Origin of the sequence: Mucilaginibacter flavus (assembly GCF_030409315.1) — a bacterium.
Taxonomy (GTDB): Bacteria; Bacteroidota; Bacteroidia; order Sphingobacteriales; family Sphingobacteriaceae; genus Mucilaginibacter; species Mucilaginibacter flavus.
In genome coordinates this window covers 1-21,811 of record NZ_JAUFPS010000043.1, presented here as the reverse complement: position 1 = coordinate 21,811, position 21,811 = coordinate 1, and the positions used below count along the sequence as shown (strand labels likewise).

The 21,811-nt window shown below is 41.6% G+C and carries 24 protein-coding genes; 7 read left to right on the top strand and 17 right to left on the bottom strand.

Annotation, left to right across the window (positions count from 1 at the left end):
- The first annotated feature begins 51 nt into the window (after positions 1 to 51).
- Positions 52 to 540 (top strand): cytidine deaminase, encoded by a 489-nt coding sequence (locus tag QWZ17_RS22535; RefSeq protein WP_290307579.1) that lies wholly within the window; start codon positions 52 to 54, stop codon positions 538 to 540.
- A 17-nt stretch (positions 541 to 557) separates the two neighbouring features.
- The gene (locus QWZ17_RS22530) at positions 558 to 1,217 is read left to right on the top strand and encodes a GDSL-type esterase/lipase family protein (protein WP_290307578.1); all 660 of its coding nucleotides are present in this window, start codon (positions 558 to 560) and stop codon (positions 1,215 to 1,217) included.
- Positions 1,218 to 1,275: 58 nt separating this feature from the next.
- Here QWZ17_RS22530 and QWZ17_RS22525 read toward each other — a convergent pair whose 3' ends face one another.
- Positions 1,276 to 1,887: a class I SAM-dependent methyltransferase gene (locus QWZ17_RS22525; protein WP_290307577.1), complete on the bottom strand. Its 612-nt coding sequence runs from the start codon at positions 1,885 to 1,887 to the stop codon at positions 1,276 to 1,278.
- A 55-nt stretch (positions 1,888 to 1,942) separates the two neighbouring features.
- Here QWZ17_RS22525 and QWZ17_RS22520 point away from each other — a divergent pair, with 55 nt between their 5' ends.
- Complete coding sequence (locus tag QWZ17_RS22520; protein WP_290307576.1) at positions 1,943 to 2,284, top strand: MmcQ/YjbR family DNA-binding protein; 342 nt, start codon at positions 1,943 to 1,945, stop codon at positions 2,282 to 2,284.
- Between the two features lie 273 nt (positions 2,285 to 2,557).
- Entirely contained in the window at positions 2,558 to 4,636 is a 2,079-nt protein-coding gene (locus QWZ17_RS22515; RefSeq protein WP_290307575.1) for a TonB-dependent receptor, read from the top strand.
- A 200-nt stretch (positions 4,637 to 4,836) separates the two neighbouring features.
- Here the strand turns inward: QWZ17_RS22515 and rodA are convergent, their stop codons facing one another.
- From rodA to purH, 6 genes are all read right to left on the bottom strand, one after another.
- The gene (gene rodA, locus QWZ17_RS22510) at positions 4,837 to 6,114 is read right to left on the bottom strand and encodes a rod shape-determining protein RodA (protein WP_290307574.1); all 1,278 of its coding nucleotides are present in this window, start codon (positions 6,112 to 6,114) and stop codon (positions 4,837 to 4,839) included.
- Position 6,115: 1 nt separating this feature from the next.
- Complete coding sequence (gene mrdA / locus QWZ17_RS22505) at positions 6,116 to 8,128, bottom strand: penicillin-binding protein 2 (protein ID WP_290307573.1); 2,013 nt, start codon at positions 8,126 to 8,128, stop codon at positions 6,116 to 6,118.
- Complete coding sequence (locus QWZ17_RS22500) at positions 8,125 to 8,643, bottom strand: rod shape-determining protein MreD (protein ID WP_290307572.1); 519 nt, start codon at positions 8,641 to 8,643, stop codon at positions 8,125 to 8,127. Before QWZ17_RS22500 ends, mrdA begins: the two co-directional genes overlap by 4 nt.
- Positions 8,643 to 9,467, bottom strand: coding sequence for a rod shape-determining protein MreC (mreC, locus tag QWZ17_RS22495; RefSeq protein WP_290307571.1), 825 nt, complete (start codon positions 9,465 to 9,467; stop codon positions 8,643 to 8,645). Before mreC ends, QWZ17_RS22500 begins: the two co-directional genes overlap by 1 nt.
- Before the next feature lie 102 nt (positions 9,468 to 9,569).
- Positions 9,570 to 10,592: a rod shape-determining protein gene (locus QWZ17_RS22490; RefSeq protein ID WP_090651245.1), complete on the bottom strand. Its 1,023-nt coding sequence runs from the start codon at positions 10,590 to 10,592 to the stop codon at positions 9,570 to 9,572.
- 216 nt (positions 10,593 to 10,808) lie between these two features.
- On the bottom strand, positions 10,809 to 12,338 hold the full coding sequence (gene purH / locus QWZ17_RS22485; protein WP_290307570.1) for a bifunctional phosphoribosylaminoimidazolecarboxamide formyltransferase/IMP cyclohydrolase: 1,530 nt from the start codon (positions 12,336 to 12,338) through the stop codon (positions 10,809 to 10,811).
- A gap of 256 nt (positions 12,339 to 12,594) precedes the next feature.
- Here purH and fabG point away from each other — a divergent pair, with 256 nt between their 5' ends.
- Positions 12,595 to 13,338, top strand: a complete 744-nt coding sequence (gene fabG / locus QWZ17_RS22480; RefSeq protein WP_290307569.1) for a 3-oxoacyl-[acyl-carrier-protein] reductase — start codon at positions 12,595 to 12,597, stop codon at positions 13,336 to 13,338.
- 128 nt (positions 13,339 to 13,466) lie between these two features.
- On the opposite strand, the gene QWZ17_RS22475 is transcribed toward fabG, so the two are convergent.
- The gene (locus QWZ17_RS22475) at positions 13,467 to 13,811 is read right to left on the bottom strand and encodes a carboxymuconolactone decarboxylase family protein (RefSeq protein ID WP_290307568.1); all 345 of its coding nucleotides are present in this window, start codon (positions 13,809 to 13,811) and stop codon (positions 13,467 to 13,469) included.
- Between the two features lie 158 nt (positions 13,812 to 13,969).
- On the opposite strand from QWZ17_RS22475, the gene QWZ17_RS22470 reads away from it, so the two are divergent.
- On the top strand, positions 13,970 to 14,347 hold the full coding sequence (locus tag QWZ17_RS22470; RefSeq protein WP_290307567.1) for a VOC family protein: 378 nt from the start codon (positions 13,970 to 13,972) through the stop codon (positions 14,345 to 14,347).
- Between the two features lie 324 nt (positions 14,348 to 14,671).
- On the top strand, positions 14,672 to 15,028 hold the full coding sequence (locus QWZ17_RS22465; protein WP_290307566.1) for a VOC family protein: 357 nt from the start codon (positions 14,672 to 14,674) through the stop codon (positions 15,026 to 15,028).
- On the opposite strand, the gene QWZ17_RS22460 is transcribed toward QWZ17_RS22465, so the two are convergent.
- The 9 genes from QWZ17_RS22460 to QWZ17_RS22420 form a co-directional block, all read right to left on the bottom strand.
- Entirely contained in the window at positions 15,023 to 15,355 is a 333-nt protein-coding gene (locus QWZ17_RS22460) for an MGMT family protein (protein WP_290307564.1), read from the bottom strand. The two genes, QWZ17_RS22465 and QWZ17_RS22460, sit on opposite strands and share 6 nt — an antisense overlap.
- 126 nt (positions 15,356 to 15,481) lie before the next feature.
- Positions 15,482 to 16,129, bottom strand: a complete 648-nt coding sequence (gene trmB / locus QWZ17_RS22455) for a tRNA (guanosine(46)-N7)-methyltransferase TrmB (protein ID WP_290307563.1) — start codon at positions 16,127 to 16,129, stop codon at positions 15,482 to 15,484.
- A 65-nt stretch (positions 16,130 to 16,194) separates the two neighbouring features.
- Positions 16,195 to 16,641, bottom strand: a complete 447-nt coding sequence (locus QWZ17_RS22450; protein WP_290307562.1) for a hypothetical protein — start codon at positions 16,639 to 16,641, stop codon at positions 16,195 to 16,197.
- Between the two features lie 5 nt (positions 16,642 to 16,646).
- On the bottom strand, positions 16,647 to 16,997 hold the full coding sequence (locus QWZ17_RS22445; protein ID WP_290307561.1) for a phage holin family protein: 351 nt from the start codon (positions 16,995 to 16,997) through the stop codon (positions 16,647 to 16,649).
- Positions 16,998 to 17,073: 76 nt separating this feature from the next.
- Positions 17,074 to 17,340: a YtxH domain-containing protein gene (locus QWZ17_RS22440; RefSeq protein WP_290307560.1), complete on the bottom strand. Its 267-nt coding sequence runs from the start codon at positions 17,338 to 17,340 to the stop codon at positions 17,074 to 17,076.
- A gap of 154 nt (positions 17,341 to 17,494) precedes the next feature.
- On the bottom strand, positions 17,495 to 18,538 hold the full coding sequence (locus tag QWZ17_RS22435) for an AI-2E family transporter (protein WP_290307559.1): 1,044 nt from the start codon (positions 18,536 to 18,538) through the stop codon (positions 17,495 to 17,497).
- Positions 18,539 to 18,697: 159 nt separating this feature from the next.
- Positions 18,698 to 18,907, bottom strand: coding sequence for a hypothetical protein (locus tag QWZ17_RS22430; RefSeq protein WP_290307558.1), 210 nt, complete (start codon positions 18,905 to 18,907; stop codon positions 18,698 to 18,700).
- 3 nt (positions 18,908 to 18,910) lie between these two features.
- Entirely contained in the window at positions 18,911 to 20,338 is a 1,428-nt protein-coding gene (locus tag QWZ17_RS22425; protein ID WP_290307557.1) for a sigma-54-dependent transcriptional regulator, read from the bottom strand.
- 175 nt (positions 20,339 to 20,513) lie between these two features.
- Positions 20,514 to 21,113, bottom strand: a complete 600-nt coding sequence (locus QWZ17_RS22420; RefSeq protein WP_290307556.1) for a hypothetical protein — start codon at positions 21,111 to 21,113, stop codon at positions 20,514 to 20,516.
- Positions 21,114 to 21,811: the final 698 nt, after the last annotated feature.

Genomic DNA, 21,811 nt, shown 5'->3' with positions numbered 1-21,811 from the left:
TATATAACTTTTAAAAAGAACCTTTTCCTTTGGAGAGGGCAGGGTAAGGCCATGACTAACCACGAAATTAAAATAGCATTTGACGAATACAATTCGATAAAGGAACTTGATAAAACCGATTACGAACTTTGCCTTGAGGCTGCCGATGCCTTAAAAAATTCACATTCACCATATTCAAAATTCAGGGTTGGCGCGGCGTTACGGCTGCAAAGCGGTAAAATAATTTATGGCAGTAACCAGGAAAACGTGGCCTACCCATCGGGCTTATGCGCCGAGCGTGTCGCTCTTTTTTACTGGGGAGCCAACCATCCCGATGATCCTGTTGTAAGCATGGCTGTTACCGCCCAAACAGATGAATTTATGTTAACAAAGCCCGTAACCTCCTGCGGATCATGCCTGCAGGTGTTGGCCGAAGTGGAGAAAAAACAAAACAAGCCGATAAAGATTATACTATATGTACAGCAAGGCCCGGTGTGGGTAATAAATGGCATTGAAAACCAGCTACCATTTTTATTTTTTGAAGATAGACTGAACGCTTAACCAACAATACATCTACTATGAAATTAAAACTGTTATTATTTTTAATAGGCTGTGCCTTTGCAGGTAATGTTTTTGCACAGCAGGGCTTTCCCTTTGATAACGAGATCCGCGCTTTTAAACACCAGGATAGCGTTAGTTTCCCCAAACCAAATGGTATTCTGTTCATTGGCAGTTCGTCTATAAGACTATGGAGCGACCTGGAACAACGCTTTGCCGATGAACCCATTATTAAACGCGGCGTAGGCGGCAGTGAAATTTGGCAGTTAGTTGATTATTATACCCCGTACATCCTGTTCCCCTACCATCCGCGTAAGGTTTTTATTTATGCCGGCGAAAATGACATAGCAGGCGGAAAATCGGCACAGTCTGTTGCGGATAATTTTGCTAAACTTTGGGTGATGATTCATGAAAAGCTGCCAAAGGCCGAGGTTTATTACATGTCGATAAAACCAAGCCCGGTTCGCGCCAAATTTTATGCTGAAGTGTATAAAGCTAATGACCTGATCAAAACTTATCTGCAAAACAAACCCAAAAGCCATTATGTAGACCTGGTAACGGCCATTTACAAACCCGGTACCAGCATGCCCGATAGCAGCCTGTTCAGAGGCGACTACCTGCATCTTAACCCCAAAGGTTACGATAAGTGGCAGGCCGTGTTACAACCACTGGTAAAGTAATTAAAACAGTGCTTAGTACAGCAAATACTTCCAACCCTTTGCTGCGCTAAGCGCTGTTTCAAATTTTCTGTAAACACCACGTGGTCATACACCTTAAATTTTGTACGTTGGTGGTTTTAATTGGTTCGTATAAACGTCCTCTCAATTCATAGCTATAACGCAGCAACGTTTGCTCGTTCACCAAAAAACGCTCAGAGCCATCGGGCAGCAGGTAATGGTTGTTAGCTAAGGGCTGCACCAGATCCTCAATACCTATATCAGAGGCCAGTCGGGCAAAAAAGTAGCCTCCGGGTTTAAGCACCCGCCAAAGGGAACGGACCATATTGTCAAAATGCTGTTCGCTGGCGGCAAAATGTAGTACTGCGCTACAAAGTACCAGGTCGAAAGTATTATCAGCATGCGTCAGATTCTCGACGCCGGATACGCTGAAATTGCTTAGCGGATTAGTTGGCGACAGTGTTGCAGATAGCTGCTTAACCGCGTCGACCGCCGCCTGGCTTTGATCAACCCCGTAAACTTCGAAACCATTTTGCAAAAAGTAAACCAGGTTACGGCCGCCGCCGCAGCCAGCATCAAACACTGTTTTGCAGTCATCAAACCGGCCTTTTAATAATTGATCGAACAGGTAAATATCAATATTGCCAAATGCTTGCTGAAGGTTGTTTTGCATGCGCAAAAATTAAGAATAATATGAAAACTACATAACTTTAGTTATGGCGACAGATATGTCAATCTTTATGCAATTTATGCGCAGCATTTTGCTGCCATTGCCCGGTGTTACCGAAAAAATGTGCTTTGAAGATCCCGCCTTTTACGTAAATGGTAAAATTTTCTGTAGCGTAAAGCTGGGGAAAGAATTTTTAGGTGTACATACCACCGAACGTGAAATATGGATGGTTAAAGATCCGCATACTTTTTTTATCACCAATCACTACCTCAAATATAAATACATGTTGGTACGCCTTGAAACCGTATCGCCCGATGACGTGAAAACTTTACTCATTACCGCTTATCTTGCCCGGGCAACCAAAAAACTAATAAAGGAGTATGAGGAGATGCAGGAATGATTTTAAGAATGACTCATTATGTAGAAACGCAATATTTTGCGTCTCCAGCTATACAGAGCGAATTCGCTGAGCATTGAGATACATATAGGATTTGCATGTGGGAAACGCAAAATATTGCGTCTCTACCTAAAAATGCAACCCGGTAAAACAAAACATAAGCCCGTAGCAAGGCGCGGCTTTGCGGCAGCGGTTGAATGCTTTTCCTTTAAAAGTTGCATATGCCATAAAATGTTATAAGTTAAAACACCTACTTTTGTTGCTCCAAGCCAATATATGCAAAGATTATCCCTCGCTTTGTTTTTTGTTTTCGTAATCGCCCTAAATGCCGGTGCACAAAATAAAAAATCAACCCCAAAAGATACCACCCATTTAAAAACAGTAACTGTACGCGGCTATTTATCGGAGCAGCCCGTGCTAAGCGTTCCGGCATCGGTAAGTGTGTTGGGAGCGGCACAATTAAAAGTACAGCCCGACTATTCTTTCGTCACCGCCTTGAACACCGTACCGGGCATTCGCGCTGAAGAGCGTTCTCCGGGAAGTTACCGGTTATCAATCAGGGGAAGTTTATTGCGATCTCCATTTGGGGTAAGGGATGTAAAGATTTATTTCGATGAAATTCCGCTTACCGATGCAGGCGGCAACACCTATTTAAATGCCATAGATATTGGCAATATCGGGGGCATCGAAATTTTGAAAGGACCAGATGGCAGTTTATTTGGTGCCAACTCCGGCGGTGTTGTGTTATTAAGCCCCATCAATCGCCTTGCCGATAGCAGCTATATATCCGCAGGAATAAACGCGGGCAGCTATGGCTTATTCCATGAAAAGTTGGCGCTTCAAAAGCGCACCGGTAATAATTTACTTAACATAAGCCAAAGCTATCAAACCTACCATGGCTATCGCCAAAACAGCGATACGCACCGACAATATTTACAGCTGGCCGATAAATGGAATTATAGCGCCGACAACAGTTTAAAGATCCTGGGCATTTACTCCAACCTGGCCTACCAAACACCGGGTGGTTTAAACCTGGCCCAGTTTACAGCTAACCCAACCGAAGCCCGGCAGCCCACCGCCACTTTGCCCGGCGCTATACAACAGCACATCGGCATTACCACCAAAATGTATTTGGGTGGCCTGGTTAACGAATATCATTTTAATGATCGCATCCGCAACGTACTGTCTGTATTTGGTAACCATGTTGATTTTGCCAATCCATTTATCACCAATTACGAACAGCGCAGCGAAAACACTTATGGCTTCCGTACCTACTTTGAACTGGCTGGCTTAAAACAGCAAAACCTGGATTGGAAAGTAAACCTGGGGGTAGAGTGGCAGCAAACCAATTCGCAGATCAGCAATTACGGTAACAACAAAGGCCAAAAGGATACCACGCAAACCAGCGACAACATCCACACCAATCAGCACTTTATTTTCGGCCGCTACTCGGCCGATATTTATAAACGCCTGCATGTTGAGGCGGCGGTGAGTTTAAACTGGTATGGCTATGATTTTAAAAATATTTACCCGCTTAACCAAAGCAGTTTCACCAACCGCGATTTTACGCCGCAACTTATGCCAAGGCTGGCTTTAAGCTACCAGTTTACCAATAATTTCATTGGCAGGGCATCAGTCAGTCGTGGATATTCAACACCTACCACTGCCGAAGTTAGGCCTACCGATAACATTGTAAATACCAGCCTGCAGGCCCAAACCGGCTGGAACTATGAAACCGGTATTCGCCTACGCAACCAGGACGAAACTTTACTGTTAGATGCCTCCGTGTTTTACTACCGCATTAACAATGCCATTGTGCGTCGCTTAAATGCCGATGAAACCGAACATTATATCAACGCAGGTGGCACCAACCAGCCTGGTTTCGAGCTATCATTTACCAACTGGCTTATACGTCGTAACGCTACGCATTTTGTTCGTGGTTTGCAGTTCAATGAATCGTACACCTACAGCGGCTTTACCTTCAGGGATTATGCAGATGCTACCAACAACTATTCGGGGCACAGGCTAACAGGCGTACCAAGGCATACTATAGTGAGCAACATACAGCTTATAGTGCCGCAAAATCTATCGTTATTTGTACAGCATAACTATACCTCTAAAATTCCTTTAAATGATCTGAGTACGGTTTACGCAGCCCATTACAACCTGTTGCAGGCCCGGTTAAGCTGGCAACCCACTATTGGCCGTAAAACCCATTTAGAGATCTTTGCATCCGCAGATAACCTGCTCAACCAGAAGTACAGTTTGGGAAATGATTTAAACGCGGTAGGCAATAGATATTATAATGCTTCGCCGTTAAGGAATTACTCGGCGGGGATGAATGTGAGGCTGTAATTTCGGAATTGGGATGTTGGATTTCGGAATTATTTGTCTGAATCAGAATTTTCAGAATTAAAGAATTAACAGGATTTTGTCTGAGCTGGAATTAAACGAATTAAAGAATTACTCGAATTCTGTTAATTCAATAATTCGTTTAATTTCGGTTCAGACTAATCATCTGCACATTTGAAATCTGAAATCTGCACATCTAAAATCTAAATTATTCCCATTCGGTTTGAATCCAGTTTAATGAGTACAAAAAGCAGAATGGTGAAACTAAGTAAAGATGAGCCTCCATAGCTTATCAACGGCAATGGGATACCGATAACCGGCATTACACCTATAGCCATGGCAATATTGATGATAACGTGAAAAAAGATAATAGATGCCACGCCATAGCCATAAATACGGGTAAAAGGCGCACGCTGACGTTCGGCTATGAAGATGATTCGCAATAACAGGAACAGGTAAAGCCCCAATACCACAACGGAGCCGGCAAAACCCCATTCTTCGCCAACGGTGCAAAAAATAAAGTCGGTACTTTGCTCGGGTACAAAAGCGTACTTGGTTTGTGTGCCTTTTAAATATCCCTTACCCCAAAGCCTCCCCGAACCTATGGCTATTTTTGATTGATTTTGGTTATAGCCTACTCCCCTGGTATCGGAGGTGATACCCAATACCACATCTATACGTGCGCGTTGGTGTTGTTTTAAGCCATGGTTGTAAATTGGCTTTGCCACCAATACAAAACCAATACAGGCCACCGCGGCTACCAACACCTTAAACATGGTTTGCCGGTTACGCTTGTTGAGATAGGCGATTAACGAGGCAATGGCCACAATAATACCCATGATATAATACTCGTTATATAACTGCGAGGTGATAAACAAGATGATTATAGCAGCGATAGTCACCAGGAAATAAGGCGACAGTCCTTCGCGATATAACACGAAAATTAATGAACAAAACACCAGGGTTGAGCCGTCATCGGGTTGCAGCTTGATGAGTAGCATGGGCACCAAAATAATGCCCGCCACAATGGCGAAAGATTTAAGTTCGGTTACCTTTACATTAACAGAACTCAGGTACCGAGCCAATAATAAACAAGTAGAAAACTTGGCAAACTCCGATGGTTGTAGCCTAAAGCCGCCGCCCATATTTATCCAGGCCTGGTTACCCCCAACATTTTTTCCTATAACCAATACCACCATTAAAAGTAGCGTGGTAATGGCATAAAATACAGGTGATAAAGCTGCCAAAAATCTACTTTCGAGCAACAGGATTACCATCCCTACTACTATACCTACCATGATATAAATAAATTGCTTACCGTAAACGGTAGACATATCTATTATACTTGGATGCTTTTCATCATAAACCGCAGCATGAATATTAAACCAGCCAATGGTGCACAGCGCGAGGAACAGGAACACCGTTACCCAATCGACATTAAAAAAGAAACTGCGCTGGTTGTGGTTATTGTAATTGCTCATATTATTTACCAGCCCCCCTTCCGGCTAATAAACTGCCCCATCCGCCTGGTTTATTGTTGGCAGCCGTTTTTAAGCGGGCTGCTTTTTTAACAGAATCGGCCTTGAACTTTTTGATCGAATCGGCCCGGGCGGCGCGAATACTATCACGCATGCGTTCCTTTTTCAGGTCCATGGCGTACAGGGCCAAATCGGGCATGCGGTTGGCGTTGGCAAAATAATCAACGGTAAAGCCCGACTCACGAGGTGTTACTTTCCCTTTCAAATATTTTTCGACTATAAAACTGGCAATTGGCGCGGCCCAATGCGCGCCCTCACCAGAGTTTTCTACAATTACGGCAATGGCGATTTTTGGATTTTCGCGTGGCGCAAAAGCCACAAAGACCGAATTATCTTCGCCCCGCGGATTTTGCGCAGTACCGGTTTTGCCGCACATGATAATGCCCGGAATTTTTGACCTCCTTGCAGTGCCATTCTCAACCACTGCCTGCATCCCATCAATAACCGGCTCAAAATATTGCGAATCGATACCTACGTAATTCCGTTTTGTATATTCTTCTTTAATTACGTTTTCGGTGCCTATAGCTTTAATTAAATGTGGCTTATAAAAAAAACCTTTGTTAGCGATAGTACATTCAAGATTAGCCAGTTGCAACGGCGTAGCTAATAATTCTCCCTGCCCTATGGCTAAAGAAATTACCGTGCTCGCCCGCCAGCCGCCTTTTTTATAAACATTATCATAATGTAAAGGGGTAGGTACATTGCCTCTGCTTTCGGCAGGCATATCCAGGTCAAGACGGGTACCTAAGCCAAATTTCAATACATTCGCTCTCCATTTGGTAAACGCGGCTTCGGTGTATTTCGCTCCCGTTCTTTCCAGGATACGTTGAAAAACCATCGAAAAATAGCCATTGCATGATTCGGCCACTGCCCTGCTCATGTTAACAGATCCGTGGGCTTCACCATGATTACATGGCACCAAACGGTTACCCGCCCTGTAATGCCCCGTACAGTAATAAGTTTCAGACGGCGAAATAATGCCCTCCTGCAAAGCTATTAAAGCGCTTAATGGCTTAAATGACGACCCGGGCGGATACTGAGCCTGTATTGGCCTGATGAAAAAAGGCTTGTAAGGATCGTTATACATTTTGGCGGCGTTGTTACCTCGCTCGCGGCCAACCATCAGGTTAGGGTCATAAGTTGGGCTGCTTACGTAAGCCAGTATTTCGCCGCTTGAGGGTTCAATGGCTACAATACTTCCCAGTTTATTGTGCATCAACTGTTCGCCCAGTTTTTGAAGCTCGATATCTAATGATGAAGTAAGTCGTTCACCGGTGCGGGCTACAGTATCAAAGGCACCATTGGCAAATGAACCTTTTTGAACTCCGCGCGAATCAACCATCATACTTTTAACACCACGCTGCCCGCGCAATACATTTTCGTATGCCTTTTCAACACCGGTTACACCAATATAATCGCCCAACCGGTAATAGCCTTTTGAGCGTTCGATATCCCTGTCCTGCGCTTCACCAATGTATCCTAAAAATTGAGCGGCTACCGAATCCGGGTAAGAGCGTACCGTACGGGGCAAGATGTAAAACCCCGGAAAATCACCCATTTTTTCCTGTAACGAAGCAAATATCGATGCAGGCACCTGCTTTTCAAAAGCCGACTCTTTGGTTGGCGAGTATTTCATCGCTTTTATCCAACGCTTGTCAAATCCGGCTTTGTCGATCCCTATCATCTTGCAAAACTCCAGTGTATCAAATGGTTTAACATCTTTTGGCGTAACCATTATATCATAAATGGGCTCGTTTTGCACCAGTATTTTACCGTTCCTGTCTAAAATAGGACCACGGGCCGGGTAAACAATAAAATTACGGATAACGTTTTTGGTGGCGTAAATGGCATACCGGTCATCCACTATCTGAATGTAGTATAACCTGCCTAAAAGTGTTAAAATCAACGCGATAAAAATACCGGTGACAACGTATCTACGCTCAAAAAACTTATTCATTTACGCTCTTTCCTTTTGAAAAATATGAAGCCCGAGAGCAGCATTAAAAATACAGTAAATACAGAACTTAAAATAACGCTGCTTAGTGTGTATTGTATTTCGGAAAGCCTGAATACCTCAAGGTTTAACAGGAAAAAATGGTGGGCTAAGGTGAGTATAGAAGCGTATGCAAAAAACCATCTTAAACCCATTATGCTTAAGGTAGGCTCGGGCTCATTATCAAAGCCCTCTTTTTGTACGGTAATATTAATAAACAAAATGCGCACCAAGGCAAGCACTACGCAAGCGGCGGCATGCAAACCGGGCGTATCATAAAACGCATCAACAGTTAACCCTATGATAAACGATAACGCGAACAACAACACGTTTGGAATTTCAAACGGCAGCAGCAATATAAACAGGATATAAAAGTATGGGGTTGCCAGGTTATAAAAGGTAATATTTTTAAGAAGGAATACCTGTATAAACACCAGTAATAAAAAACGAATGGCATTGGTTATGATAGTACGGCCCATTATTTAGTTTCTACGGCCTCCACTCCCGTTTGTTCTGGTGCATATTTATTTACAACCACGTATACATATTGCAATTTGGCAAAATCAACCGATAGGCCAACTTCTACGTTTAATAACAGGCCGCCCTCTTTGGCATGCAGGTTGGTAATTTTACCAAAAGGAATACCCGTTGGGAATAGCGAATAGCCCGATGTAATCACCGTTTCGCCCATAACCGGTTTGGCATCATTTTGCAAACTAAGCAGGCCCTTGTGCGGGTTAAGATCTGTTCCCCATAAAAATGAGCCTACAGACTTATCTTTTGACAACATGGCGCTAAACTGACTTTTAGAATGCAGCAAGGATTTGATAACCGAATAGTGATCAGAAACCGCCGCGATCATCCCAACAACACCATCACCACTAATTACACCCATATCTTTACCTATGCCATCCCTGCTACCGCGGTTAATAGTAATATAGTTATTGGATTGATTGGTTGAATTATTAATAACCCGTGCCACCACGTAAGTATATTGCTGTTTATACACGGTATCAACAACTTTATGCTTTTCGGCAGTATCTACATAAAATGACGACTTCACCATCCCGCGCAGTTTAGCATTTTCGGCCGCCAGGCTATCGTTAACATCCTTTAAATGCAAATAGCTTTTCAGTTCGCTAACCTGGGCAAACATGCTACCTGTAACCTGGTTTTGCGAATTGATAAAAGTGGCTTTTTGAAACGAATTGTATTTAATATAGATAAGCAGGGCGCTCACCTCAAAAATCAGAAATAAAAAAAACGCGTTATACTTAGTGATAAAAGCCAAGAGGTTACGCATTGTTTTTCAGATTGGGAATAGAATCAAGAGTCAAGAATCAAGAGTCAAGAAAAAAACAAATGCAGTTGTCTTAATTCTTGACTCTTAATTCTTGCTTCTCTTTTACTGCATTAAAAATTTAAAATTACCTATGTTTTTAAGGGCGGTGCCGGTTCCGCGTACTACGGCACGTAGCGGGTCTTCGGCTACGTGAACGGGTAGCTTGGTTTTGGCGGCTACACGTTTATCCAGTCCGCGTAATAAAGCGCCACCACCGGTTAAATAAATACCTGTTTGGTAAATATCTGCCGAAAGCTCGGGCGGGGTAATTTCCAATGCTTTTAATATCGCTTCCTCTATTTTAGAGATTGATTTATCTAAACAATGCGCAATTTCGGTATATGATACCATAATTTGCTTTGGTACGCCTGTCATCAGGTCACGACCTTGTACCGCGAAATCGGCTGGCGGATCTGCCAGTTCCGGCAATGCCGCGCCAACTTCAATTTTAATTTTCTCGGCAGTACGATCACCAATCATGATGTTATGCTGACGGCGAATGTATTGAACAATATCCGAGTCGAAGTTATCCCCCGCTACGCGGATAGACTGATCGCACACGATACCCGATAAGGCTATAACCGCGATTTCGGTAGTACCGCCACCGATATCGATGATCATGTTGCCCATAGGCTCTTCCACGTCGATACCAATACCTACGGCGGCGGCCATTGGCTCGTGAATTAAGTATACCTCTTTAGCGCCTGCAATCTCGGCCGAGTCGCGCACAGCGCGTTTTTCAACCTCGGTAATGCCCGATGGGATACAGATAACCATACGTAATGATGGGAAAAACCATCCCTTACCCTGGTTAATCATTTTGATCATCCCGCGTATCATGTGTTCGGCTGCGTTAAAGTCGGCAATTACACCATCTTTAAGCGGACGAACCGTGCGGATATTATCATGCGTTTTGCCTTCCATTTGCATGGCCTGGCGCCCAATGGCGATAACTTTGTTGGTAGTCCTGTCGAACGCCACGATAGACGGTTCGTCAACAACAACTTTATCATTATGTATAATGAGGGTATTGGCAGTACCCAAATCGATAGCGATTTCCTGTGTAAAAAAGTTAAATAAACCCATCTAATGTTTCCTTCAATTAATCTGCAAAGTTGATAAAATTAAGCTTAATAAAATTAGCTTTTTGCAATTTAAAGCGTTAAAAATTAATATTTATTGTTTAGGAAGTTGATTTAGTTGGATTGTGTTGATTAGGTTGATTAAGTTAAACACCTACTGCACTTTTCCCAACAACTCACTTAATCAACCCAATCAACTATTCACTCCTTCAACCTAAAATTAGTGCTTAAAATGACGCACGCCTGTAGTTACCATCGAGATGTTTTTTTCATCGCACATGGCTACAGATAGCTTGTCATTTATCGATCCGCCTGGTTGTAAAACCGCGGTAACGCCTGCTTCAGCAGCCAGCTCAACACAATCAGGGAAGGGGAAAAACGCGTCAGACGCCATTACCGCTCCGTTCAAATCAAAGCCAAAGCTGTTTGCTTTTAACACGGCTTGCCTCAACGAATCAACCCTTGAAGTTTGGCCAACACCGCTCGACATCAGCTGACCGTTTTTAGCAAATATGATAGTGTTTGATTTGGTATGTTTTACCACTTTATTGGCAAAAAACAAATCTTTCAATTCCTGTTCGGTTGGTTTGCGGTTGGTAACCGGGGTCATTTGTGCGGGACCTTCAATTACCGCGTCTTTATCCTGCTCAATAACACCATTCAGCAATGTTTTAAATTGCTTTGCAGGCAATTCAACCGGCTGACGAACCAATATAATGCGGTTCTTTTTAGCTTTCAGGATTTCAACAGCTTCATCGGTATAAGCCGGAGCAATTAATACTTCGTAAAATATCTTGTCGATCTCGGTAGCTGTAGCGGCATCAATTTCGGCATTGGCAATAATTACACCACCAAAAGCAGAAACCGGGTCGCAAGCTAAGGAGTCAATCCAGGCTTGCAGGATAGTTTCGCGTGTGGCTATACCGCAGGCATTGGTATGCTTTAATATGGCGATGGTTGGCTCGGCAGTAAACTCATCAATTAAAGCTACCGCTGCGTCAACATCAACCAGGTTGTTGTATGAAAGCTCTTTACCATTTAATTTATTGAACATGGCATCTAAATCGCCATAGAAAGTTCCTTTTTGATGCGGGTTTTCGCCGTAACGCAAAGTTTGGCTGGTTTGGATGCTTTGTTTAAATACCGGCAACGGCTCTTCCTGGTTAAAATACTGGAAGATGTGCGTATCGTAGTTTGATGTAATATTGAATGCTTTTTGGGCGAATGACTTGCGTTGGTCAATTGAGGTAACGCCATCCTGTGTTTTCAGGATGTCTTCCAGGATGCCGTAGTCGTTTTTTGACGCAACGATCACCACATCTTTAAAATTTTTAGCGCCCGCGCGGATCAAAGAAATACCGCCGATATCGATCTTTTCGATAATATCTTCGGCACTTGCGCCCGATTTTACTGTTTCTTCAAACGGATATAAATCTACAATCACCAAATCAAGTTCCGGAATTTCGTATTCGGCAATTTGTTTTTGGTCGCCTTCAAAATCCCTGCGGGTTAAAATACCACCAAACACCTTAGGATGCAGCGTTTTAACACGACCGCCCAGAATTGACGGGTATGAGGTAAGATCTTCAACCGGGATAACATCAACACCCAGGTTGCGGATAAAAGTTTCGGTTCCGCCGGTTGAATAGATATTAACCCCAAGGCGTTTTAACTCCAAAATTATAGGCTCTAAATTGTCTTTATAATAAACAGAAATTAAAGCATTTTTTATTTGAACAGACTGGCTCATTTACAGCGATTTTTTGAGCCGCAAAGGTAGTGAATTAGTATCAAGTAGTTAGTATCAAGTATCAAGACAAATTAAAAAAAATTACAGGGTGCAATTAGGCTCATTTTTAGATGCTTGAATTGAATATCAGAATACACAAAACGATATATCTATAGCGTTTAGATAACAGCTGCCTATCGCAAAAACCGGTCTTGATACTAACTACTTGATACTTGATACTAAAACCGCTAACTTCACCGCCCGAAATAGTACATCAATGAAATTATTAGAAGGAAAAACCGCACTTATCACCGGTGCATCAAAAGGAATAGGCCGTAAAATAGCCGAAAAGTTTGCCGAGCACGGCGCTAATGTAGCTTTTACCTATTTATCATCTGTAGAAAAAGGCCAAGCCCTGGAGCAGGAACTGCAAAGTTTTGGCACCCAGGTTAAAGGTTATCGCTCTGATGCCTCTAAATTTGACGAAGCCGAAAAACTGATTGCTGATATCGTAGCCGATTTTGGCACCCTTCATATTGTAGTTAACAACGCCGGTATTACCAAAGATGGTTTACTGATGCGCATGACCGAAGAAGCATGGGACGAAGTAATGAATGTTAACCTGAAATCCATATTCAACGTTACCAAAGCTGCCTCTAAAATTATGATGAAAAACCGTAATGGTGTATTCATTAACATGAGTTCGGTTGTTGGTGTACAGGGTAATGCTGGTCAGGGTAATTATGCTGCTTCAAAAGCGGGCATCATTGGCTTTTCAAAATCAATGGCTAAAGAATTAGGCTCACGTAATATCCGTACCAACGTTGTTGCCCCGGGCTTCATTAAAACCGAAATGACCGAAGTTTTAGATCCTAAAGTGGTAGAAGGCTGGGCCGCTGGCATCCCGCTTAAACGTGGTGGCGAAACAGAAGATGTAGCCAATGCCTGCGTTTTCCTGGCATCAGATATGGCAACTTACATCACCGGGCAGGTAATCCCTGTTGACGGTGGAATGTTATAATTTTCCAAGTCAAAATTAAAAAGTCAAAAGTCAAAAATCTTTTATGGTTTTTGACTTTTTTGCTTTGTTAGAATAGAGAACCAACCAAGGCAAAAGGATCGCCATAGCGATCCTTTTGCCTTTTGAATTTACAACCCGTTTAACTCATCCCAATACTCCACTGCCCGGCGGTAATGCGGGATTACTATGGAGCCGCCTACCAGGTTGGCTATCATAAAAATCTCGTTCATTTCATCGTTTTTTACACCTGTCTCATGGCACTTGCCCAGGTGGTACTTGATACAATCATCGCAACGTAACACCATGCTGGCTACCAGGCCAAGCATTTCTTTGGTTTTAACATCAAGCGCGCCATCGGCATAACTGGTGGTATCCAGCGCGAAAAAGCGTTTAATATTGGTATTGGCGGTTTCCATAATCCTATCGTTCATTTTGGTACGATAAGCATCAAATTCTTCTACAAGTTTTCCCACTTTTTAATTATTGAGTTATTGAATTAGTGAATTAGTGATTTGCCGAGATGGCCGTTTTTAATCAAACTTAAATACTAAATAAATTAGCATTTAAGTTTATAAATATATATTTTTATGGCGCGAGTTTAAAATCAATTTTTACAGCCTAATTAAAAACAATGGAAAGTTTATCGCCCAATATTTTTGTTAAGGATATTAACGAGACTATAAAATTTTATCAATTACTGGGCTTTAGCCTGGTGGTTACCGTACCCGAAACCGGCAACGACCTGGTATGGGCCATGATGGCCAAAGGCAATGTTACCTTTATGTTTCAAACTTTTGTTAGCCTGGGCGAGGAACTTCCTCAAATTAGCCGGCAGGACGGCGGCTCTTTACTATTATATATTAAGCTTAAAGAGATTCGCAATTTTTTTGACGAGGTAAAAGATCTTGTGCCGATTGTAAAAGGACTTGAAACCACTTTTTATGGCGCTACCGAGTTTGTGATTAAGGATATTAACAATTACCTGTTGGTATTTGCGGAGGATGAATAGGGAGCTCCTCCCAACCCTTATCAATACTATTTAATCGGAGAAAAATAGAAGTAAAAATAATATCGAATAATGAACTTCGAATGTCCAATATCGAATGTTTTACTTCATTATTTAATGTTGGACATTCAGTGTTCGATATTAAAATCACCATTAAATCTTTAACTTAAAACATCGCCGCTTGACAGGGAGGAGCTTAAAAACAATTTAGCAAAGGACTTAATAAGACGAGAGACTTAAAGAACAACATCTGAACGTTACTATTAAAAGGTCTTATAAACAATTAATAAAAAGTCTCCCCTAACGGGGGAGATTTAGAGGGGGCTTATGATCAATTTTAAACGTGCCGACCATTTTCAAATAGTTGTTCCGCTGGAACGCCTGGAAGAGGCAAGAATCTTTTATACCGACATTATTGGCCTGGAACGAATTGAAAGGCCTAAATTTAATTCAAAGGGTTATTGGTTTAACATTGCTAATATCCAACTACATTTAAGCACCGAAGAAGCCATGCCCCGTACCTCAAGGCACAATGCTTTTGAGATTACCAATATAGCCGCCGCGCGCCTGCACCTGCAAAACCATAATGTTGAATTTTTAGAGGAACCAGTGATACCCGGCCGGGAACGTTTTTCTTTTATTGATCCGTTTGGTAACCGGATAGAGTTATTGGAGATGCTATAACGCCAACTCAACAGTTGGGTCCCAGTATACATTTTTAAAATTCTGCACCTGGCCGTCTTTTACTTGTACGCCTTCGCTTTCCAGCATTTCCTGCATGCGGTTGCCGCCGAAGTGAAATTTGGCAGTTAGCAATCCCTGCCTGTTTACAACACGATGGGCCGGTACTGGCGGCTCAACCCGGCCTGCGGCCTGCATTGCGTAACCAACCATGCGCGATAAACCCTTGGTCCCCAGATAAGCGGCAATAGCACCATATGATGTCACCCTTCCTTCGGGAATTAACCGGGCCACCTGGTATACTTTATCGAAAAAGGTTATATCCTCCATGTTAAGCTGAAAGCTAAAGGCCGAAAGCCTAAAGCTAACCAACGGCACATAAAATTAATTGATATTTTCTAATAAAAGCAAAAGCTTTAAGCCTTCTGCTTTTAGCTTTTTGCTCAAACTTTAAGCCTAAAAAGAAAACTTAAGGTAATTAATGTTTTTATTATCCTTCAAATATTTTTTCTCGTAATAGGTTTTGATCGATAAAACCTCATCGGCATAAGGCGAATTATAAAGATCTTCGGTACGCGCGTGAAGGTTCAGCTTTAGCTCCTCAATCTTTTCGGCAGTGTAAGCATGCAGGCCATCGTTATCTGTTTTCAGGTTTACGCAGCCATCCGGTTTTAATATTTTAATATACTTATCTAAAAAACGAGGAGAGGTTAAACGCTTTTTTTCACGACTTAGTTGCGGCTGCGGATCGGGAAAGGTAATCCAAATTTCATCTACCTCGCCATCGGCAAAGTAATCCAATAGGTTTTCTATCTGAATCCGCAAGAAGGCAACATTGGGTACGTTTTCTTCTATAGCCGTTTTGGCTCCGCGCCAAATGCGGTTGCCTTTATAATCAACACCAATAAAGTTTTTATCAGGGAATAGTTGGGCCAGGTTAACGGTGTATTCGCCTTTACCGCAGGCTAACTCTAAAACAACAGGGTTGCTGTTTTTAAAAAATCCGGTAGCCCAATCGCCTTTAAATGGCTTACCGGCATCTAACTGCAGTACATTATTAAACGTATCAATTTCGGCAAATCGCCGTAACTTATCTTTTCCCACTTTATAAAAATAAAGTGCAAAAATAGTTTTTTATGTTAATTGACGGGCAACTGGCGTCAAATTGCTTAAACCACAGGCCCGCCAACAGGCTTTTTATATGGCTCGGGCTTATACTCGCCCTGCGCTTTCTTTTTGGTGAATTTTTCAAAAATACCTTTTACCGTTCCCCAGACGCCCGAAACCGACTCTTCATTAACGTAGTTTGATGCTTTTTGCGATACCAAACCTACCAGGGTTTTTACAATGAAGTTTGATTTTTTAAACAACGTTTTATTCAACGTAAGCGGAATGACAAAACGCGATACCAGGTTTAAAATATCGGGATGAAACAAACCCGGGGTGCGCACACCATCACTATCTGCCGACCGTGGGAACAAGGTAAGCACCGACGAAAATATTGCCGACGGGCTGCTAAACCGGGCTTTTAAAGCAACGCTTTGCTGGGTTTCTAAGGTTCTTAGTCTGAATATTTCGTCCTGCAAATCGCTTATACTTTTTATCTGGTAGCTCATGGTGTTTACCTTTTAAATATTTTTTGAATGAAGATGTTAGCCAGCGGTTTTTCGATAGAACTTTTATTTAGTTTGATGATAATAGCGATAACTAAATAAATGAGGGCAACACATCCAAAACCTTCCCAGTTGGAATGCAATACATCGGCCAGGAAATAAGCCAAAGTAACACTGGCGAAAATAAAACACAAAACCATGCTGATTACCACCACCACATCGGTAATCACGCTGGCCAATATTGAAGTGCTGCCTTCAATGGCTTCGTATTTTAAAAGTTTAAACCGTGTTTCGGCGTATTCTTTTAACTGGTCAATAATGGGCGGTAATGGTGGTTTTGTTTCTTTTTCAGCTTCCATAGGTAGGTGTCTATTTGATAACTTTATAATCCCGGATAACTGATTCAAACATCAGTTATCCGGGTAATTATTAAAATTACGCGTGTTCCAAATCGTCCTGGTACTCTTCTTCTGCACCGCGGATTTTTGATTTAATGTTCTCAACAACCTTATCTTTTAAGCCAACCAGGTTATCAATTTCGGCCGCGGCAGTATCTTTAATGGAGTCGCCAAGGTTTTTTAATGATTCGGTCAGTTTATCGCGGGTGTCGTTACCTTTATCAGGTGCAAATAAAATACCTAAAGCTGCCCCAGCTGCCAAACCGGCAAGTAATGCAACAACTACTTTTGAGTTATCATTCATTGTAATATAATTTTAAGTTGAACATTTGATTGATTAATACTAATACCTTGCCAAATATCATCAATTGTATTATTTGTATACAATTTCTGTATAAATAGTTTTTGTGTTTTTTAAATTTTTGAAGTTTTGTTTACAAAACAGTTCAATAGCTGTGTCAGTTTTCTGGCACAGTACGGATGCGCTCCAACCTATCGGCAGCCATACGGTTTGTTTCATAAATTTCCATTAACAACAGAAAGTAAGATAACAAAACCGGACCAAATACCAGGCCTAAAATTCCAAAAAGAGGCAAGCCTATAAACACGCCAATGATAGATATAATAGGATGCGTATTGGCAATACGTTTATTGATGATCATTCTTAAAACATTATCTATGTTTCCTATAACCAGCAAACCGTAAGCCAGCAACGTAATACCTTGCCAATTATGGCCCTGCGCAAATAAAATAATACTTGCCGGGATACATAATGTAGGCGCGCCCACTACCGGTAAAAATGAAATAAAAGCCCCTATAACTCCCCAAAATATGGCATCCGGAATGCTTAACGCATAAAAACCCATAGCCAGTAAAATTCCCTGAGTAAGCGCTATAATTCCCTGTCCTAAAACGTTAGAATACGTAGAATCGCGTAGGGCCGCTGCAAATTTTAACGCATGTTGTTCCCTAAATGGCGCGTATTTGAGCATTCCGGCCTCAAACTCACGCATTTGGGTAAGCATAAAATATAAAATGAAATACAATACCAGCAACGTTATGATAATATTTGCGGCACTGCTTAATATAGATGGGAACAAGCTTGTACCAAATGTACCCAGTTTTTGCAATGTATCTTCGGCAAAATGAGGCTGGTTAAGGTTGGCTGCAGCAAAGGCATCAATCTTCGATGTCCATTGATCAATAGGCAGTGATTTAATATCGATACTGGAAATTTTTCCCACCACCATAATACTCAGTGTAAGAAACGGGATCACAATTACAATGAGCGAAGTAAAGATGATAATGAGTGCGACGGCGGCTTTGGGCCAGTTACGTTTTTCGGCCAGGTTAATATACAACGGCCTGAAAATGGTATACAAAACAACAGCCCCTAATATACTGCTAAACAAGCCGCTAAGCGCGTAAAGCAAAAAACAACCAAGCACAACAATGCTTACCAGGATTATATTATTACGCTGCTTATAGTTAAAAACCGACATTGTTTATAGAGTCAAGAGATTAGAATCAAGAGTTAGGACAAAAGCGGGCTTAACGCTCATTTATTTGACTTTAAAGCCCTTTTTCTGTTACCAGTATTAAACAAAAAAACGCCAAAAAGTTTTGGCGTTTTAAAAAGTAAATATGTGCTTTACGCAGGCTTAACCTGCGTTATTTAGCATATCGTTTATTTTGGTTGAACTGGTGTTAATCAACTCGATATAAAACAGGCTATCGCCGGGCAAATCGGGCAATTCGTATTTCAATTGTTCAAGCGCCAGGTGAATATTTGACAACTGGTTTTTGATATCATGCTTCAATTTACGCAGTGTTTCGTCTTCCGGACTTCTCTCCTGTTGCTGCAAATCCATCTGTTACTTAAGGTTGATGGCCTTCATTTTGTTGTACAAAGTTTTCCTGTCTATCTTCAAAATTTCGGCAGCTTTAGTTTTATTAAAGTTCACCTCTCTTAAAACCCGTATAATAGTTTCATACTCGGCCTCAAGCGCGGCGTTTTTCAAATCGTGGCGGTTTTCCTTAACTTCGGGTGCTTCCTGGGTAAATGATGAATATGACGATTGCTCAAACGAAGGTGTTTTAAAGTTGGAAATTTCCAGGGGCAAGGCCTTCATGGTAATCTCGTTGTCTTCGGCCAGTAAGGCTGCCCGCCTGATCACATTTTTTAGTTCGCGGATATTGCCTTGCCACCTGTAGTTCATGAAACAATCAATCACTTCTGGCGAAAACGATTCAACATCGCGCCCAAGTTCGCTATTGGCTATTTTTAAAAAGTGCTCGGCCAATAAGAGGATATCGTTACCACGATCGCGCAATGGAGGCATATATATGGTAAACTCATTAAACCGGTGATAAAGATCTTCTCTGAATTTACCGCGTTGAATACCTTCCTGCAAATTTTCGTTGGTAGCTATAATAATGCGCACATCCAAATCAATCTCTTTGGTACTACCTATTCTTTTAACTTTACGTTCCTGAACGGTGCGCAACAGGGCAGCCTGAATCTCGTAAGATAAGTTACCTACCTCATCTAAAAACAAGGTACCACCATTGGCCATTTCAAAGTGACCTATTTTGGTATATAAAGCGCCTGTAAATGACCCTTTTTCGTGGCCGAAAAACTCACTCGCGGCCAGCTCCTTGGTTAAGGACCCACAATCCATCGCAATAAACGGCTGGTTATGGCGCGGGCTATTCAGGTGAATGCTTTTGGCTACCGATTCCTTACCGGTGCCGCTTTCGCCCAATATGATCACGCTATAATTGGTAGGCGCAACCAGTTCTATCTGCCTTAATAATTCTTTAGATGCCTTGCTGGTGCCGGCAACAAATTCGCTTGCAAAAACCTGTTTTTTAGTTTCCTTGCTTTTTGATTTATCGGCAACTACAGTTGTAGTATTTTCGGCTTCTTCAACCAGGGCGTAGTGGGTTTCAAAAGCTTTGTTGATGGTGTTCAGAATCTCATCAGGATATAAGGGCTTGGTGATATAATCATAAGCTCCCATTTTAATAAGTTCAACAGCCATTTTAATATCTGAGTAGCCGGTAATAATAATTACACCGGTTTTTGGATATTGTGTTTTTATATTCCTGAGCATTTCGCGGCCATCAGTATCCTCCAGCCTGAAGTCGCAAAGTACCAGATTGTATTCGCCGCCCTTAAGGGCCTCCATACCAGCATTACCACTTGATGCCGTGCTTACATCAAATCCGTTGCGTGTCAGAAACTTAGATAGCAACAGGGCTACGTTAACTTCATCATCAATGATGAGTATTTTCTTCATATCAATTATTACAGGTGATGGTAAAATGTATTAAAGCCGTTAAGTTACAAAGTTTGTGATTAACTGATACGTTTTTATTGAATTATAGTTGTGCAAAAGTTAAAAATATCTCTAAAAACAAAAAAGGGAAGCCAACCGTGGCCTCCCTTTTTAATAGGTAAATGTAGGATCGATATTAAAAACCGTAAGCTACACGGATACCTATAAAGTTCACTTTGCTTTGGTCAACACCTGTTGCATATTTGGTAGTAGCTTCATAGCGTACACCTGCATCAATAAAGCTGCTTTTGCTTACCGGGAACTGTACACCAATTTGCGGAGCATAAACAAACGCGGTTGATTTGTTGGCACCAAGATCAGATTTGTTTAACAAAAATGCTGCACCTGCTTCACCCTGTACATAAAAGTTTTCGATAGGGAAGAATTTTAAACCGGCCTTTACTGGTAATAATTTAAAATCAGTTACATCGGCATTAGCCACACCACCAACATTCTTTTTACCAAAAACATTATTGTAACCGGCGTTAACTGTTACAAACAATTGATTTTTGTAAACCGGGATATCTGCCTGTAACGAACCGCCTAAGTTCCATTTGTAGTTATCTTTGAAGTTACCAACCGGGATGCCAGCGTCAACACCAATGCTGTAACGGATACCGCCGGTAGTGGTGGTGGTAGCTGTTGTAGTGGTAGTAGTTGCTGTTTGTGCTTTTGCGCCAAAACTTAATCCGGCAAAAGCTAAAATTAAAGCTGAAATTTTAAATGAATTTTTCATAACCATTGTTGTGCTTGATAGTTGTTTTTGTTTTAGCACAGGGCAAATTAAAGCAGCAAATGATATATGATTTTTCATCCGAAAGTCACGTTGATTTAATCGCTTGATTGATAATAATATATTTTTTGACCCGATGGGTACGATAGTCAGCTCATTGTAAAATGCCAATACAATTGCTTTTTTTATGTCAGAATTAACATTGTGTTAACATTGATTTTGGGGGGTCAAAAAGGAGCATTTCTGCGTAAAATTGGGAAAGTTGAACGGAGAGTTATAAAATGGAGGAAAAATAAATGCTTTTTAGGCGGTGAAATTGGAGGGGCGCCCCGAACGATTTACCAGGTTTTTGAAATTTCAAGTCTGGAGTCGACAATTTCTTATTGTGGAATGTCAGGCAGTCTTTCATCATTCATCCAAAAATCTTTTATCTAATAGTGGCATTGCCTACGGCCCGGGCTATCCGCTCATACTGCACCGGCCTTAACCTCATTGGCCGGTATGCGCTACTATCCCTAATGCATTTGTCTGAATCAGAATTTACAGGATTTGAGAATGAACAGAATTTTGTCTGAACCGGGATTAAACAGATTTATTAGATGAACAGGATTTTGATTTGTGTCTCGTCCTGAAAAAAGTTTACGTTTTTTTTCTTTAATCCTGTTAGTTGTTTACAAATATAGATTAATCCCAAATACGCT